At 63.3% G+C, this 14,157-nt stretch carries 15 protein-coding genes and 1 rRNA gene; 6 read left to right on the forward strand and 10 right to left on the reverse strand.

From position 1 onward, the window contains the following. Nucleotides 1-119 precede the first annotated feature (119 nt). The 3 genes from DPV74_RS27990 to hemP all read left to right on the forward strand — a co-directional run bounded on the left by DPV74_RS27990 (nt 120) and on the right by hemP (nt 1,958). Nucleotides 120-992, forward strand: a complete 873-nt coding sequence (locus tag DPV74_RS27990; RefSeq protein WP_119338364.1) for a pirin family protein — start codon at nt 120-122, stop codon at nt 990-992. 99 nt (nt 993-1,091) lie between these two features. Continuing rightward, a complete protein-coding gene (locus tag DPV74_RS27995) occupies nt 1,092-1,574 on the forward strand; it encodes an SRPBCC family protein (protein ID WP_027786893.1) in 483 nt (160 codons plus the stop codon). 138 nt (nt 1,575-1,712) lie between these two features. Continuing rightward, a complete protein-coding gene (hemP, locus tag DPV74_RS28000; protein ID WP_021163412.1) occupies nt 1,713-1,958 on the forward strand; it encodes a hemin uptake protein HemP in 246 nt (81 codons plus the stop codon). A gap of 272 nt (nt 1,959-2,230) precedes the next feature. On the opposite strand, the gene DPV74_RS28005 is transcribed toward hemP, so the two are convergent. The 5 genes from DPV74_RS28005 to uvrB form a co-directional block, all read right to left on the reverse strand. Further along, entirely contained in the window at nt 2,231-3,628 is a 1,398-nt protein-coding gene (locus DPV74_RS28005) for a 4Fe-4S binding protein (RefSeq protein ID WP_119338366.1), read from the reverse strand. Continuing rightward, nucleotides 3,625-4,467, reverse strand: a complete 843-nt coding sequence (locus DPV74_RS28010) for an FTR1 family protein (protein ID WP_021163415.1) — start codon at nt 4,465-4,467, stop codon at nt 3,625-3,627. Before DPV74_RS28010 ends, DPV74_RS28005 begins: the two co-directional genes overlap by 4 nt. Before the next feature lie 58 nt (nt 4,468-4,525). Further along, nucleotides 4,526-4,858, reverse strand: coding sequence for a cupredoxin domain-containing protein (locus tag DPV74_RS28015; protein WP_027786891.1), 333 nt, complete (start codon nt 4,856-4,858; stop codon nt 4,526-4,528). 55 nt (nt 4,859-4,913) lie between these two features. Next, nucleotides 4,914-5,465 (reverse strand): iron transporter, encoded by a 552-nt coding sequence (locus DPV74_RS28020; protein WP_060306246.1) that lies wholly within the window; start codon nt 5,463-5,465, stop codon nt 4,914-4,916. Between the two features lie 220 nt (nt 5,466-5,685). Further along, the gene (uvrB, locus tag DPV74_RS28025) at nt 5,686-7,776 is read right to left on the reverse strand and encodes an excinuclease ABC subunit UvrB (protein WP_048026655.1); all 2,091 of its coding nucleotides are present in this window, start codon (nt 7,774-7,776) and stop codon (nt 5,686-5,688) included. A 263-nt stretch (nt 7,777-8,039) separates the two neighbouring features. On the opposite strand from uvrB, the gene DPV74_RS28030 reads away from it, so the two are divergent. Continuing rightward, entirely contained in the window at nt 8,040-9,239 is a 1,200-nt protein-coding gene (locus DPV74_RS28030; protein ID WP_027786889.1) for an amino acid aminotransferase, read from the forward strand. Nucleotides 9,240-9,391: 152 nt separating this feature from the next. Here the strand turns inward: DPV74_RS28030 and DPV74_RS28035 are convergent, their stop codons facing one another. After that, nucleotides 9,392-10,180: a 3-hydroxybutyrate dehydrogenase gene (locus tag DPV74_RS28035; protein ID WP_048026652.1), complete on the reverse strand. Its 789-nt coding sequence runs from the start codon at nt 10,178-10,180 to the stop codon at nt 9,392-9,394. 164 nt (nt 10,181-10,344) lie between these two features. Between DPV74_RS28035 and DPV74_RS28040 the strand changes: the two genes are divergently transcribed. Continuing rightward, nucleotides 10,345-11,316 (forward strand): aldo/keto reductase, encoded by a 972-nt coding sequence (locus DPV74_RS28040; RefSeq protein ID WP_119338367.1) that lies wholly within the window; start codon nt 10,345-10,347, stop codon nt 11,314-11,316. Between the two features lie 112 nt (nt 11,317-11,428). Further along, entirely contained in the window at nt 11,429-12,274 is an 846-nt protein-coding gene (locus DPV74_RS28045; RefSeq protein WP_021164367.1) for a 23S rRNA (adenine(2030)-N(6))-methyltransferase RlmJ, read from the forward strand. A gap of 15 nt (nt 12,275-12,289) precedes the next feature. On the opposite strand, the gene DPV74_RS28050 is transcribed toward DPV74_RS28045, so the two are convergent. From DPV74_RS28050 to rrf, 4 genes are all read right to left on the reverse strand, one after another. After that, entirely contained in the window at nt 12,290-12,658 is a 369-nt protein-coding gene (locus DPV74_RS28050; protein ID WP_119338368.1) for a hypothetical protein, read from the reverse strand. 115 nt (nt 12,659-12,773) lie between these two features. After that, the gene (locus DPV74_RS28055; RefSeq protein WP_006478295.1) at nt 12,774-12,920 is read right to left on the reverse strand and encodes a DUF3563 family protein; all 147 of its coding nucleotides are present in this window, start codon (nt 12,918-12,920) and stop codon (nt 12,774-12,776) included. 215 nt (nt 12,921-13,135) lie between these two features. Then, nucleotides 13,136-13,540: a Cu(I)-responsive transcriptional regulator gene (cueR, locus tag DPV74_RS28060; RefSeq protein ID WP_119338369.1), complete on the reverse strand. Its 405-nt coding sequence runs from the start codon at nt 13,538-13,540 to the stop codon at nt 13,136-13,138. Nucleotides 13,541-13,835: 295 nt separating this feature from the next. Next, nucleotides 13,836-13,948, reverse strand: a 5S ribosomal RNA gene (rrf, locus tag DPV74_RS28065). Nucleotides 13,949-14,157 lie beyond the last annotated feature (209 nt).

Consider the following 14,157-nt stretch of genomic DNA (forward strand, 5'->3'; position numbering starts at 1 on the left):
ATCGTTCCAATTTCAGAACAATCCATTGCGAACCGTCGCGAATCGCGCGGTAAAACGCCCAATATAATAGCGCTATGTTTCAAAAATAACGCTATTCCAATGATTTCGAGGGTATCCGCATGACGACCGCTCGCTCGCTTGACCGCACGTACCCCGCACTTCGCACGACCGAAGGCGGCGGCTTCGTGGTTCACCGCCCGTTCCCGACCCGGCTGCTGATGGATTTCGATCCGTTCCTGCTGCTCGACGAAATGGGCCCCGTCGACTACGCGCCCGGCGAAGCCAAGGGCGCCCCCGACCATCCGCATCGCGGCTTCGAGACCGTGACCTATGCCCTCGACGGGCGCTTCCGTCATCGCGACTCGTCCGGCCATGCCGGCACGCTCGGCCCGGGCGACGTGCAATGGATGACGGCGGGCGCCGGGGTCGTGCACAGCGAGATGCCGGATCCTGAATTCGCGAGGGCAGGCGGCCGCTCCCACGGCTTCCAGCTGTGGGTCAACCTGCCGCGGCGCGACAAGCTGATCGCGCCGCGCTACCAGGAAATCCCGGCCGATCGCATCCCGAGCGCCACGTCGCCGGACGGTCTCGCGCGCGTGCGCGTCATCGCCGGCGAAGCGTTCGGCGTCCGGGCGGCGATCGAGACGCGTACGCCGATCCTCTACCAGCATTTCACGCTGCAACCCGGTGCAACGGTCACGCAGCCCGTCCCGGCAGGCTATCGTGTATTCGCCTATCCGATCGACGGAACGGGCCTCTACGGGCCCGACAGGCAGACAGTCGACGCACGGCACATGGTCGTGTATGGCGACGACGGCGACACGGTCACGTTCGCTGCCGGCGACACGCCGCTCGACCTGCTGCTGATCGGCGGCGTACCGCTCAACGAGCCGATCGTCCGCTACGGCCCGTTCGTGATGAATACCGAAGAAGAGATCCGGCAGGCGGTCGTCGACTACCAGACGGGGCGCATGGGCCGTATCGAGGCATGAGGCATGGACGCCCGGGCAGGTGCCGCGAAACCGCCCGTTTTGCGTCACAATGACTTCTTGAGCCATGTGGCCGCCCGCCACCAGAAGGAACCCGTCCCCTTGAACTTCGAACATCTGATCCAGATCAACTCCGACGATCCGGCCGTGCCCACCCTCACCCGCGACCAGCTCTGGGAGGGTCTCGTGCTGCGCGCCGAACAGCCGCAACTGTTCGTGCTCGGTCTCGACAGCTGCGTCGTCCACGAACGGACGGAGACGACGCTCGAACGCGAACTGCACTACGGTCACGCGACCGTGCGCGATCACGTCACGTTCACGCCGAATCAGCAGGTCCGCTACGACATCCGCGCCGCCGACGGCGAGATCGGCGGCTCGCTGACGATGACGATCGAGGAACGTGACGACCACGAGCTGTTCCTGCGTTTCGAATACCGCACGACGCTGGTCGTCACCGACGACAGCGAAGACGCGCGCCAGACGCACGGGATCGTCAAGGAGGCGTACCGCACGTCGGATATCGACACGGTTCGCCTGATCCGCGAGTACGCGCAGGGCCGCAAGGATCCCGATCCGCTGCACTGAAACCGGCGGCGGCCTACGGGCCGCCCCTTTGATTCAAGCTATCAGATTCACCATTCCGATCGATAAAGAGTTTTTGTAAATGGGAATAGTTATCATTTAGAATTCATTCCATCGTATCGACAGTCACCGATCAACCGAATGACCGACACCATGCGCCCGACCACGCTGACCTTGCGCCGCCCGACCGGCACCGCAGGCAGCAGCCGCCAGAAGACGGCAGCGGTCACCACGCCGGCGAAGCCCGCCGGCAACCGCGATGCAGGCACGCGGGTCGTCAGCAGCGATGCGCTGCTGCAAGGCCAAAGCCACGTCAGCATCGCGCATAACGGAGAGACCTATCAGTTGCGCGCCACACGGCTCGGCAAACTGATCCTGACGAAGTAACGACAGAGTATTGTGGGGACCACCTCCCTGAGAGGTGTTGGGCATTAGCCAGCGTAACGGCTTGCACGCGAGATCTAGACCCCTTCGTGCAAACACACTCAAGCAGCCGTTGCAGCAAGCCAAGCCACTTTTTTGGTTCTCGCACAAGGAAGAAAAAAGCGACACGTCCTTCGACGTGTCGCTTTTTTATTTGGGCGGCCAATGCGCGAAGCAGGTCCCCGAGATTCGTTACCGCGTAAGTGCATGACCGCCGAAGCGGCGCGCGAGCCGCTTCAGAAACCCCAGAACATCAGCCACCATGCGCTGTCGATGACGGCAAGCGCGACAGCAAACCACGCGAAGGCCGCAAGCCGGCGCGGTAAGGCCGCATAACGCCCCGTCACTTTCCACGCGAGCCACGCACTCCATGCGTTGGCGCCGACCAGGATCGCGATGCGTACATCGGTTGCCCAACCGAGCGGCACATGCTCGGCACGAAGCAGCGACAGCGTCGTGGCCGACAGGCCAAGAAACACGCCCGCACCCGCGATCGGGATCAAAGCCTGCGCGAGATGATGCAGCCGCACGCGCTCGAAGCGGCCGAGCATCAGCGTGGCGCCGGCCAACAGCACCAGCAGCGCCGTGCCGTACACGAGCCCCGTGCCGACGATGTAGCTGACGACCAACCCGCCGTCGAGCCAGGAGAAGACGTCGTTGCGATCCGGATAATGCGTGAGCAGGAACCACGGTGCATTGGTTTCGAGCGGCCACGTGATGTCATGGTCGATCAGCCAGCCCGCGAGCCATTGCTTGATCTGCACGAACCATGGGCTGACGGTCCAGTGGAACGCACCGATCGCGACGCCGAGCAGGCCGTACAGGATCAGCGCGGTGTCCCACGGGTTCGCCTTTTGCGCGCCGAGGTTCACGACTTCGTCGGACGGCGAGCGCGACGACAACGAGATTGCATCCCGGTGCCCGCTGCAGCGGCCGCACATATGGCAGTCCGCCGCGCCCTGCATGTTGCGCAACGGCACGAGCGGTGCGCAGTTGATCGGAATCACGCGATGGCCATGCTCGCCGTTCTTGTACGAACGACGCCATGCCTCCTCGTCGACCTTGTAGCGCATCGGCGCAAGCCGCGCGAGCAGCCCGAACACGCCGTTGACCGGGCACAGGTACTTGCACCACACGCGCTTCTCGCGGCCGTACAGCACGCCGATCACGATCGCGCCGACGGTCGAGCCGCCGAGCACGAACAGCACCGCGAGCGGGTACTGGTACACGCTCACCATCTGCCCGTAGATTGTCGTGAGTCCGAACGCGACGAACGGCCAGCCACCCCACCGTATCCAGCGCGGAATCGGGCCGCCCCGGCCGAACTTGCTCGCGAATTCGGTGAGCGCGCCCTCCGGACACAGCACGCCGCACCAGACACGGCCGAGCATCACCATCGACAGCAGCACGAACGGCCACCAGATGCCCCAGAAGGTGAATTGCGCGATCAGCGTGAGGTTGCTCCACAGGTGCGCGGAGTCGTCCGGCAGCGGCAACACCGCCGGCACGATAATCAGGAACGCATAGATGGCGACGACGGCCCACTGGATGCCGCGGATCAGCGCGCCGTGGCGCTGCATCCACTGGCCCGCCTGCGCGAGCCAGCCCGGCTTGGCTGCGGCGGCAACGCTCATGCCGCGCGACCCGCAGCGACGGCCGGGCGACGGCTCGCACGCTTCATCAGCAACCAGACCACCGCCCAGTACACCGCGTACGCAACCAGGTTGGTCAGTGCCGGGTGCGCGCGATAACCGGTCAGCGTCGCGACGAGCGAGCCGAACGTGCCCGAATCATCGAGGATCGCGGACGTGTCCCACACCTGCGAAATGCCGAGCGGCAGGATTTCCTTGTCGATCAGCTTGTCGACGCCGGTCTGGAACAGGCCTGCGCCGAGGAACAGCAGCATCACTTCGGTGACGCGGAAGAAATGCCGCCACGAGAAGTACTTGCCGCCGAGCTGCAGCAGATAGAACGTGAAGAACGCAAGGCCGAGGCCGATCACGACCGCGAGCATCTGGCTGCCGTCGACGTGGCCCGACTGGCCGAAACCGAGACCGTACAGGAAGATCACCGTCTCGCTGCCCTCGCGCGCGATCGCGAGCGCGACCAGCACCGCGACGCCCCACCAGTTCGAATCGCGCGTGCTCTGCTGAAGCGATTGCTCCATGTCGCGCTTCAGCGTGCGGCCGTGCCGGCGCATCCACAGCACCATCTGCACGATCAGCACGCATGCGATCAGCACCATCGCAGTCTGGAAGTAGTCCTGCGCGTCACCGGACAGCACTTCGGTGAAACCGACCAGCGCGGCGCCGAGGCCCACGGCCATCAGCAAGCCGACACCGACGCCGGCCCACAGGAAAGGCAGGCCGCGGCGCGCGTCGTCGTCGCCGTTTTTCAGCCATGCATAGAGAATGCCGACGACGAGCAGCGCTTCGACGCTCTCCCGCCAGACGATGAACAAGATCTGACCCATCGATACCTCCTGACGCGCAGAACACCGGGCTGGTGAGCCTGCGCGCAGATAAAACGTGTTACTTCGCGACGATCACGCCCTGCGCCTGCTGGTGGAAATCGTCGAAAAACTTGTATTCGCCCGGCGACAGCGGCGCGACGACCACGAACGAATCGGCACCCGGCGCAAGCACCTTCTCCTTGCGCAGCTGGACGCTCTCGAATTCGGCTGCGCCTTTGCCGGTGTTCTTGATCTCGATCTTGAAACGCTGGCCGGCCGGCACTTCGATGCGGGCGGGATTCAGCTTGCCGTCCGTCATTTCGAGCTTGAACGTCGGCAGGTCGGCAGCGTACGCTGCGCCGGCAAGCCACAACGCAGCGGCTGCGGCAACGATTTTCTGGGGAATTTTCATTCTGGGTTCTCTACGCCGACGGCGCGCCGAAGCGCGCCGTCCGTGATGCCACCAATCAGTAACCGCCCTTCTTGCCGATACCGGCGAACGGGAAGTCGTACTCGAGGGTAATGGGCTTGAACCATGCACCCACGCCCGTTTCCTTGTCGATGTGACGACCGAACGCCATGTGGCCCGTCTGCATCGGCGGCTTGACGATCATCGTCAGGTGATACTTGCCCGGGCCGTTCAGCTTCACGTTGTCGCCGTAGTGCGGACCATCGCTCGCGACCATGCCCATCAGGTCGCCTTCGGCCTTCCACTTCGTGTCACCCTGCTTCGTCAGCTTGTACGTGACCTGCAGGTACGGCATCCAGTCGCCTTCCGCGAAACCCGTCGGGTTGTTCTTGACCGCATGAATGTCGGCCTCGAGGTGGATGTCGGAATCCGACGCCTTGCGCATCATCCCTTCCGGGTCCATCGTGATCGGCTGCAGGTACACCGCGCCGATTTCCATGCCGCCCTGGATCTGCTGCTTGCCGATCGGATATTCGGCAGCCGAGGCCGACATCGCGGCAAGCGCCGCCGCTACCGCAACCGTCGTGCGGATGAACGAAGAACCCAACATGGACACTCCTTGTTATTTGATCTGGAACCATGCGAACCGACCGTCAGGCCTGCCCGCCGAAAACACTAACGCGACGAATAACGTTAATGCGAACAATTCTCAATAATTGCGAAGTTTAGCACCGAACCTGTTCCGGAACAAACGACGAGCCATGTAAACCCCTGATCCGACAAGGCTTACAGGCTCGTTACCGCAAGGTTTCTGTGACGCTTGGAAAGATTTACCGGCCGCCGTTGACGTGATCGCCGACGTTCGCGCCGAACACGCGCTCACGCAGCAGCGCAAGCTGGTCGCGGGTCGCGGCAGCCTTCTCGAACTCGAGGTTCTTCGCGTAGTCGGCCATCTGCTTCTCGAGGCGCTTGATTTCCTTGGCGAGCTGCTTTTCCGACATGTCCTCGAATTTCGCACGCTGCTGGGCTTCCTTCAGCTCGGCGCGTGCCTCGTCCGCGTTGTAGACGCCGTCGATGATGTCCTTGATGCGCTTCACGACACCGCGCGGCGTGATGCCCATCTGCTCGTTGTAGGCAATCTGCTTCGCGCGGCGCCGCTCGGTCTCGCCGATCGCGCGCTTCATCGACTCGGTCATGTTGTCCGCGTAGAGGATCGCCTTGCCGTTCACGTTCCGCGCGGCCCGGCCGATCGTCTGGATCAGCGAGCGTTCCGCGCGCAGGAAGCCTTCCTTGTCCGCGTCGAGGATCGCGACCAGCGACACCTCGGGAATGTCGAGCCCTTCGCGCAGCAGGTTGATCCCGACCAGCACGTCGAACGTGCCGAGCCGCAGGTCACGGATGATTTCGACACGCTCGACCGTGTCGATATCGCTGTGCAGGTAACGCACCTTGACCCCGTGGTCGGCCAGGAACTCGGTGAGCTGTTCGGCCATGCGCTTCGTCAGCACGGTGATCAGCACGCGCTCCTCGGCTTTCACGCGCGCGTTGATCTCGGCGAGCACGTCGTCGACCTGCGAGCTCGCCGGCCGCACTTCGATTTCCGGATCGACGAGCCCCGTCGGCCGCACGACCTGTTCGGCGATCTGCCCGGTCACGCGCTTCTCGTAGTCGGCCGGCGTGGCCGACACGAACACGACCTGGCGCATCTTGCGCTCGAACTCGGGGAACTTGAGCGGCCGGTTGTCCAGCGCCGACGGCAGCCGGAACCCATAGTTGACGAGGTTTTCCTTGCGCGCGCGGTCGCCGTTGTACATGCCGTTCAGCTGGCCGATCAGCACGTGCGATTCGTCGAGCAGCATCAGCGCGTCGGGGGGCAGGTAGTCGACGAGCGTCGGCGGGGGATCGCCGGGCTCCGCCCCCGAGAAATGCCGCGAGTAGTTCTCGATGCCCTTGCAGAAGCCGAGCTCCTGCAACATCTCGAGATCGAAACGCGTGCGCTGTTCGAGGCGCTGCGCCTCGACGAGCTTGCCGTCGCTGTGAAAGAACTCGAGCCGCTCGCGCAGTTCGTCCTTGATCGTCTCGACCGCGCGCATCACGGTATCGCGCGGCGTCACGTAGTGCGACGACGGATACACGGTGAAGCGCGGAATCTTCTGCCGCACACGGCCGGTCAGCGGGTCGAACAGCTGCAGCGTCTCGACCTCGTCGTCGAACAGCTCGACGCGCACGGCCAGCTCGGCGTGCTCGGCCGGGAAGATGTCGATCGTGTCGCCGCGCACGCGGAACGTGCCGCGCTGGAAATCCTGCTCGTTGCGCGTGTACTGCATCGCGATCAGCCGCGCGATCACGTCGCGCTGGCCGAGCTTGTCGCCGGCGCGCAGCGTCAGGATCATCTGGTGGTATTCGGACGGATTGCCGATACCGTAGATCGCCGACACCGTCGCGACGATCACGACGTCGCGGCGCTCCATCAGGCTCTTCGTCGCCGACAGCCGCATCTGCTCGATGTGCTCGTTGATCGACGAGTCCTTCTCGATGAACAGGTCGCGCTGCGGCACGTAGGCTTCAGGCTGGTAATAGTCGTAGTAAGAGACGAAATACTCGACCGCGTTGCGCGGGAAGAACTCCCGGAATTCCGAGTAGAGTTGCGCGGCAAGCGTCTTGTTCGGCGCGAACACGATCGCCGGGCGGCCGAGCCGCGCGATCGTGTTCGCCATCGTGAAGGTCTTGCCCGAGCCCGTCACGCCGAGCAGCGTCTGGAACGACAGGCCGTCCTCGACCCCTTCGACGAGCGTGTCGATCGCGGTCGGCTGGTCGCCTGCGGGCGGATACGGTTGGTACAGCTGGAACGGCGACCCTTCGAAGGTCACGAATTTCGATTCGTCGAGCGCGTCGCCGGTTTCGGCATGATGTTCGGACATGGAATGCGGCCGGAGCGAGGGCAAAAGAGTCATTCTAGCGCTTCGCGGCCGGGCGAACTGCTGTCGGCTCCTGACGCGCGACGGCCGTCGGAAATCGCGGTTCCCGGCCGAATTTCGCCGCCGAAACGCCGCCCCCGCCAGCGCGAATTCGCTACAATGTCAGGCTGCTGCGCTTTCCGGCGTCGTGCCTGCCTGCGCGCGGTCCCCCGCGCCCGCCCCGCCCGTTGAAAGCCTGACCCTCTTTTCACTACTGCCGAATCATCATGTCGCTCTTCTCTGCTGTCCAGCTTGCTCCCCGCGACCCGATCCTGGGCCTGAACGAAGCCTTCAACGCCGATGCGCGTCCGACCAAGGTCAACCTCGGCGTCGGTGTGTACACGAACGAAGAAGGCAAGATCCCGCTGCTGCGCGCGGTTCGCGAAGCAGAGAAGGTGCGCGTTGAAGCGGGCCTGCCGCGCGGCTACCTGCCGATCGACGGCATCGCCGCCTACGATGCGGCCGTGCAGAAGCTGCTGCTCGGCAACGATTCGCCGCTGATCGCAGCGGGCCGCGTGGTCACGGCCCAGGCACTGGGCGGCACGGGCGCGCTGAAGATCGGCGCCGATTTCCTGCGCACCGTGAACCCGAACGTGAAGGTCGCGATCAGCGATCCGAGCTGGGAAAACCACCGCGCGCTGTTCGAAGCGGCCGGCTTCGAAGTCGTTGCGTACCCGTATTACGACGCGGCCACCAACGGCGTGAACTTCGAAGGCATGCTGTCGGCGCTGAACGGCTACGAAGCCGGCACGGTCGTCGTGCTGCACGCGTGCTGCCACAACCCGACCGGCGTGGACCTGACCGAAGCGCAATGGCAACAGGTCGTCGACGTCGTGAAGGCACGCAACCTCGTGCCGTTCCTCGACATGGCCTACCAGGGCTTCGGCGAGAACATCGAGGCCGACGCTGCCGCCGTGCGCCTGTTTGCCGCAGCCGACCTGAACGCATTCGTGTCGTCGTCGTTCTCGAAGTCGTTCTCGCTGTACGGCGAACGCGTCGGCGCCCTGTCGATCATCACGTCGAGCAAGGAAGAAGCGACGCGCGTGCTGTCGCAACTGAAGCGCGTGATCCGCACGAACTACTCGAACCCGCCGACCCATGGCGGCGCCGTGGTCGCAGCGGTGCTCGCATCGCCGGAACTGTACGCTTCGTGGGTGCAGGAACTCGGTGAAATGCGCGACCGCATCCGCGCGATGCGCAACGGTCTCGTCGAGCGCCTGAAGGCAAGCGGCGTCGATCGCGACTTCAGCTTCATCAACGCGCAGCGCGGGATGTTCTCGTATTCGGGCCTGACCTCGGCGCAAGTCGATCGCCTGCGCGACGAGTTCGGCATCTACGCGGTCGGCACGGGCCGGATCTGCGTCGCCGCGCTGAACACGCGCAACCTCGACGCGGTTGCCAATGCCGTTGCAGCTGTCCTGAAGTAAGTCGGCGCCAACGGACGGCAGCCATCACCGGCCCCGTCCTGCCGAAACGAAAAACGCGCTCCTCGGAGCGCGTTTTTTTGTGCGATTCTCCGGACTTGCCGGGGAATCGTCGCCCGGGCAGCACGTGTCGCGACCGCCCGTGCCGGAAGCCTTTACTGCATGAACCAGCCGTGGCTGACGACGACCGACTGGCCCGTGAGCGCGGCGCTCGGGAACGCCGACAGGAACAGCACTGTCTGCGCGACGTCCTGCACCGTCGTGAACACGCCGTCGACCGTATTGCCGAGCATCACCTTCTTCACCACTTCCTCTTCGCTGATCCCGAGCTCCTTCGCCTGCTCCGGAATCTGCTTGTCGACCAGCGGCGTGCGCACGAAGCCCGGACACACGACGTGCGAGCGCACGTTGTGCTTCGCGCCTTCCTTCGCCAGCACGCGGGCCAGGCCGAGCAGGCCGTGCTTGGCCGTCACGTACGCCGATTTCAGCGGCGACGCTTCGTGCGAGTGCACCGAACCCATGTAGATCACGACACCGCCGCGATCGTCCTTGTACATGTGCTTGAGCGCGGCCTTGGTCGTCAGGAATGCACCGTCGACGTGGATCGCCTGCATCTTCTTCCAGTCGGAGAACGAGTAGTTCTCGATCGGGTTGACGATCTGGATGCCCGCGTTCGACACGAGGATGTCGACCGAGCCGAACGTTTCGGCCACCTTGTCGATACCGCTGTTCACGGCTTCCTCGTTCGTCACGTCCATCGCGACGCCGATCGCCTTGCCGCCCGCCTTGACGATCTCGTCGGCAACGGCGTTCGCGCCGTCCTGGTTCAGGTCGGCGATCGCGACGGCCGCGCCCGCTTTCGCGAGCTCGAGTGCGATTTCCTTGCCGATGCCGCTCGCGGCGCCCGTGACGACTGCGGTCTTGCCATTCAGATCTGCTGCCATGTCCGTCTCCTCCCGTTGTCGGATCGAAAAAGTACGTGCCCGTCACCTCGGCGTTCATCGCATGATCGACGCGGCGGGCCAGCCGCCATTGTGCACGATCGGCCCCGCCGTTCGCGCGCAAAACGTCTAAGCTTAAGGTCGGTTCTGTCACGCAGGAGATTCGCATGCACTATCGACGGCTAGGCCGCTCCGGCCTGCAGATCAGCGAGCTTTCGCTCGGCTCGTGGGTGACGTACGGCAACCAGGTCGACCAGCGGGTCGCGCGCGAATGCCTTGCCGCGGCACGCGACGCGGGCGTCAATTTCTTCGACAACGCCGAGGTATACGCCGGCGGCAAATCCGAGGAAATCATGGGTCATGCGCTCAAGTCCCTCGATTGGCCGCGTGTCAGCTATATCGTGTCCACCAAGTTCTTCTGGGGGCTCGCCGAAGCGCCGAACCAGTATCACACGCTGAACCGGAAATACCTGCTGAACGCCATCGACGGCTCACTGCGCCGGCTTCAGCTCGACTACGTCGATCTCGTCTATTGCCACCGCCCCGATCCGAACACGCCGATCGAGGAAACCGTCTGGGCAATGAGCGACATGATCGTGCGCGGCAAGGCGCTGTACTGGGGCACGTCGGAATGGAGCGCCGACGAGATCCGTGCTGCCTGCGAGATCGCCGAACGGCATCACCTGCACAAGCCGGTTGTCGAGCAGCCGCAGTACAACCTGTTCCACCGCACGCGGGTCGAAAAGGAATATGCACGGCTCTACGACGACTACGGTCTCGGCCTCACGACCTGGAGCCCGCTGGCATCGGGCCTGCTCACCGGCAAGTACCGTAACGGCGTACCGCCCGGCAGCCGCGCGCAGTTACAGGGGTACGACTGGATGCGCGACCGCCTGACCGACCAGGCCGCCAACGACATCGTCGAACGGCTCGGCGGAATTGCGACGGAGCTCGGCTGCAGCACCGGCCAGCTCGCGATCGCGTGGGTGCTCGCGAATCCTCACGTGAGCTCGGTCATCACGGGCGCGTCGCGGATCGAGCAGATCGGCGACAACATGCGCGCGCTCGACGTTGCCTCGAAGCTGACACCGGATGTGAAACAACGCATCGAAGAGGTGGTCGGCGATGCGTACGAATGAGGCGATGCACGGCCACTCGCGTACAATACGCGGCCCGCATCGGCGCCCGGCCTGACGGCCGCGCCCGATCGACCGCTTTCATCGATTCACCTTTCGTTTCAGGCAGCCCGCCATGCTCAGTTATCGTCACGGTTTTCACGCAGGCAACCACGCGGACGTGCTCAAGCACGCCGTCGTCGTCCAGCTGCTGCGCTACCTGAACAAGAAAGACAAGTCGTACTGGTACATCGACACACATGCAGGTGCCGGCGTGTACTCGCTGCGCGACGGTTACGCGGCAAAGACGTCGGAATTCGACACCGGCATCGGCCGACTATGGAACGAAAAGAACCTGCCGGAAGCGCTGGGCGACTATGTGGATGAAGTCCGCGCGCTGAACGACGACGGCGAACTGCGCTTCTACCCGGGGTCCCCGTACATCGCATGGCGATCGATGCGCGAGCAGGACCGGATGCGGCTGTTCGAAATGCACACGACGGAAATCGACGTGCTGCGCCACAATTTCCGCGATGCGGGGCGACGCGCGATGATCTTTGCCGGAGACGGCTTCGAAGGCATCAAGGCACTGCTGCCGCCGCCGCCGCGACGCGCACTCGTGCTGATCGACCCGTCCTACGAGGACAAGAAGGATTACGCGCGCACGGTGACTTGCGTGACGGAGTGTCTGAAGCGTTTCGCGACGGGCTGCTATGCCGTCTGGTACCCGCAGGTGACCCGAACGGAATCGCAGCGCTTTCCCGAGCAGTTGAAGCGCCTGCAACCGAACAACTGGCTGCACCTAACACTGACGGTGTCGAATCCACCCACTGACGGGCTCGGTCTCTACGGCAGCGGGATGTTCATCCTGAATCCGCCGTACACCCTCGCCCAGAGCATGAACGAGGCACTGCCCTATCTGGTCGAGATGCTGGGACAGGATAGCGGCGCCCGCTGCCAGATCGAGCACCGCGGAAACTGATCACGCGACTGCGCGTTACGGCTGCAGTCTGGGCGCGAGCCTTGGCTGGTTGGCCGGCTGCCCACCCCACGCGGGTACATTGATATACGGCGCGACGAACAGCGGAACCGACGTGTTCGGCGCCTGCCCGGCCGGAGCCCGCATGCCTGCCGGCTCGACGATCGGCTCGGGAGACAACGGCGCCGTCTGCAGCACCAACCCACCCTTGCCGTCCTGGATACCGCGTTGCGTATCGAGAATCAGCGGTTTGGACGACGTCGCCGCAGCGGCCGCGAGTCCGTGAACAAGCGCCACTGCGCCGAAAACGAGACGCGCGCGGGTACTGCGACGCACATCGAGACGCAAACGCATGATCGTGTCCTTCGGGATGAAAAGCAGGCCCATACCATAGCGCTGCACTGATGATTGCGCCAGATCCGGCGCACAAAAAAAACAAAGCCCCGTCAATACGGGGCTTGCTTATCGTTCGGTGCCACGTGGCACCTGACGGTGACTCCGATTACAGCGAGTAGCCGTTGGTTTCGAGCGAGCGGATACGGCTTTCGAGCTGGACGATGTCCGACGACGTGGCAAGGTAAGCCTCACGGCGTTCACGTTCTGCGGATTCGAACCAGTTGCTCAGCTTTTCGACGATGTAGGCGATCATGACGTTCTCCAAGGAAGGGGGACCCCTGGTGAATCGAGATTCAGGGATTTCCCGTATAGGGTTATCCCGAATTATAGCGATGCCGCACCAAGATGCTAGTGAAATACTTGCATGGAAGCCATTCCTGTTTGGAATGGCTGAACATCAATTTCACGTAACCTATTGATTTTTATGGAAATCGAATCGAGGCCCGTTCTGAGGCCCGAGTACGCGCACTAATTTGGTTCACTGACGGGGTCGGACAGACGCGCCAAAATCGGGCATTCGGGACGTCCGTCACCATGACAGTGCGCAGCAAGATCGGCCAGCGTGTCACGCATGTCGCTCAGTTCCGCGATGCGCTTGTCGAGTTCGGCCACGTGCTCGAGCGCGATCGACTTCACTTCTGAGCTCGCGCGGGAACGATCTTGCCAGAGCATCAGCAGCTTGCGGATGTCCTCGACGAGAAAGCCAAGGCGTCGCGCCTGACGGATGAAGCGCAGGATATGAATTTCGTCCGTGCCGTAGATCCGGTAGCCGGCGTCGGTACGTTTGCTCGGCGCAAGCAGGCCAACCTGTTCGTAGTACCGGATCATTTTTGCGCTGACTCCGGATTCGCGCGACGCGTCGCCGATATTCATTCCCGCCCTCTCCATCAAGCCCTGGTTTCGAACATGAACGTCGACGAGTGCAATCGCCGGCGCCGCTTCGATCGTATCAAATCGCGTGGTTTCGTTTCGGGGCAGGGTTTGACTGCAGGATTACAGCTGAGTGATCGGGCCGGCGCGCCAGGTAGAGGGGATGAATGACGTGCCCTTTCTCCAAACGCAAATTGCGCCCGGTTGCAGCCTGGCCACCGATCCCGATCACTCGCGCATTTCCGTCGCTCAAATGCAAAAACCCCCGCCTTTCGGGCGGGGGTTCTTGGCTTAGGGAGCCTGACGATTACCTACTTTCACACGGGAATCCGCACTATCATCGGCGTAGAGTCGTTTCACGGTCCTGTTCGGGATGGGAAGGGGTGGGACCGACTCGCTATGGTCATCAGGCAAAGAGGGTTGTTCTGCTGGCTTGGCCAACAGAACCAATCTTGGAAGAAGCAGTAATTTTGAGTTGTGTGTATCACACACGAGAATCCAACTTGTCGCTCTGGATCCTGCGGCCGGTGCTGTCGCACGGCGCCGATCTACAAGGCAGACTTGTTATAGGATCAAGCCTTACGGGCAATTAGTATCAGTTAGCTGAACGCATTACTGCG

The organism is Burkholderia sp. HAN2018, from assembly GCF_024704855.1.
GTDB classification, from domain to species: domain Bacteria; phylum Pseudomonadota; class Gammaproteobacteria; order Burkholderiales; family Burkholderiaceae; genus Burkholderia; species Burkholderia cepacia.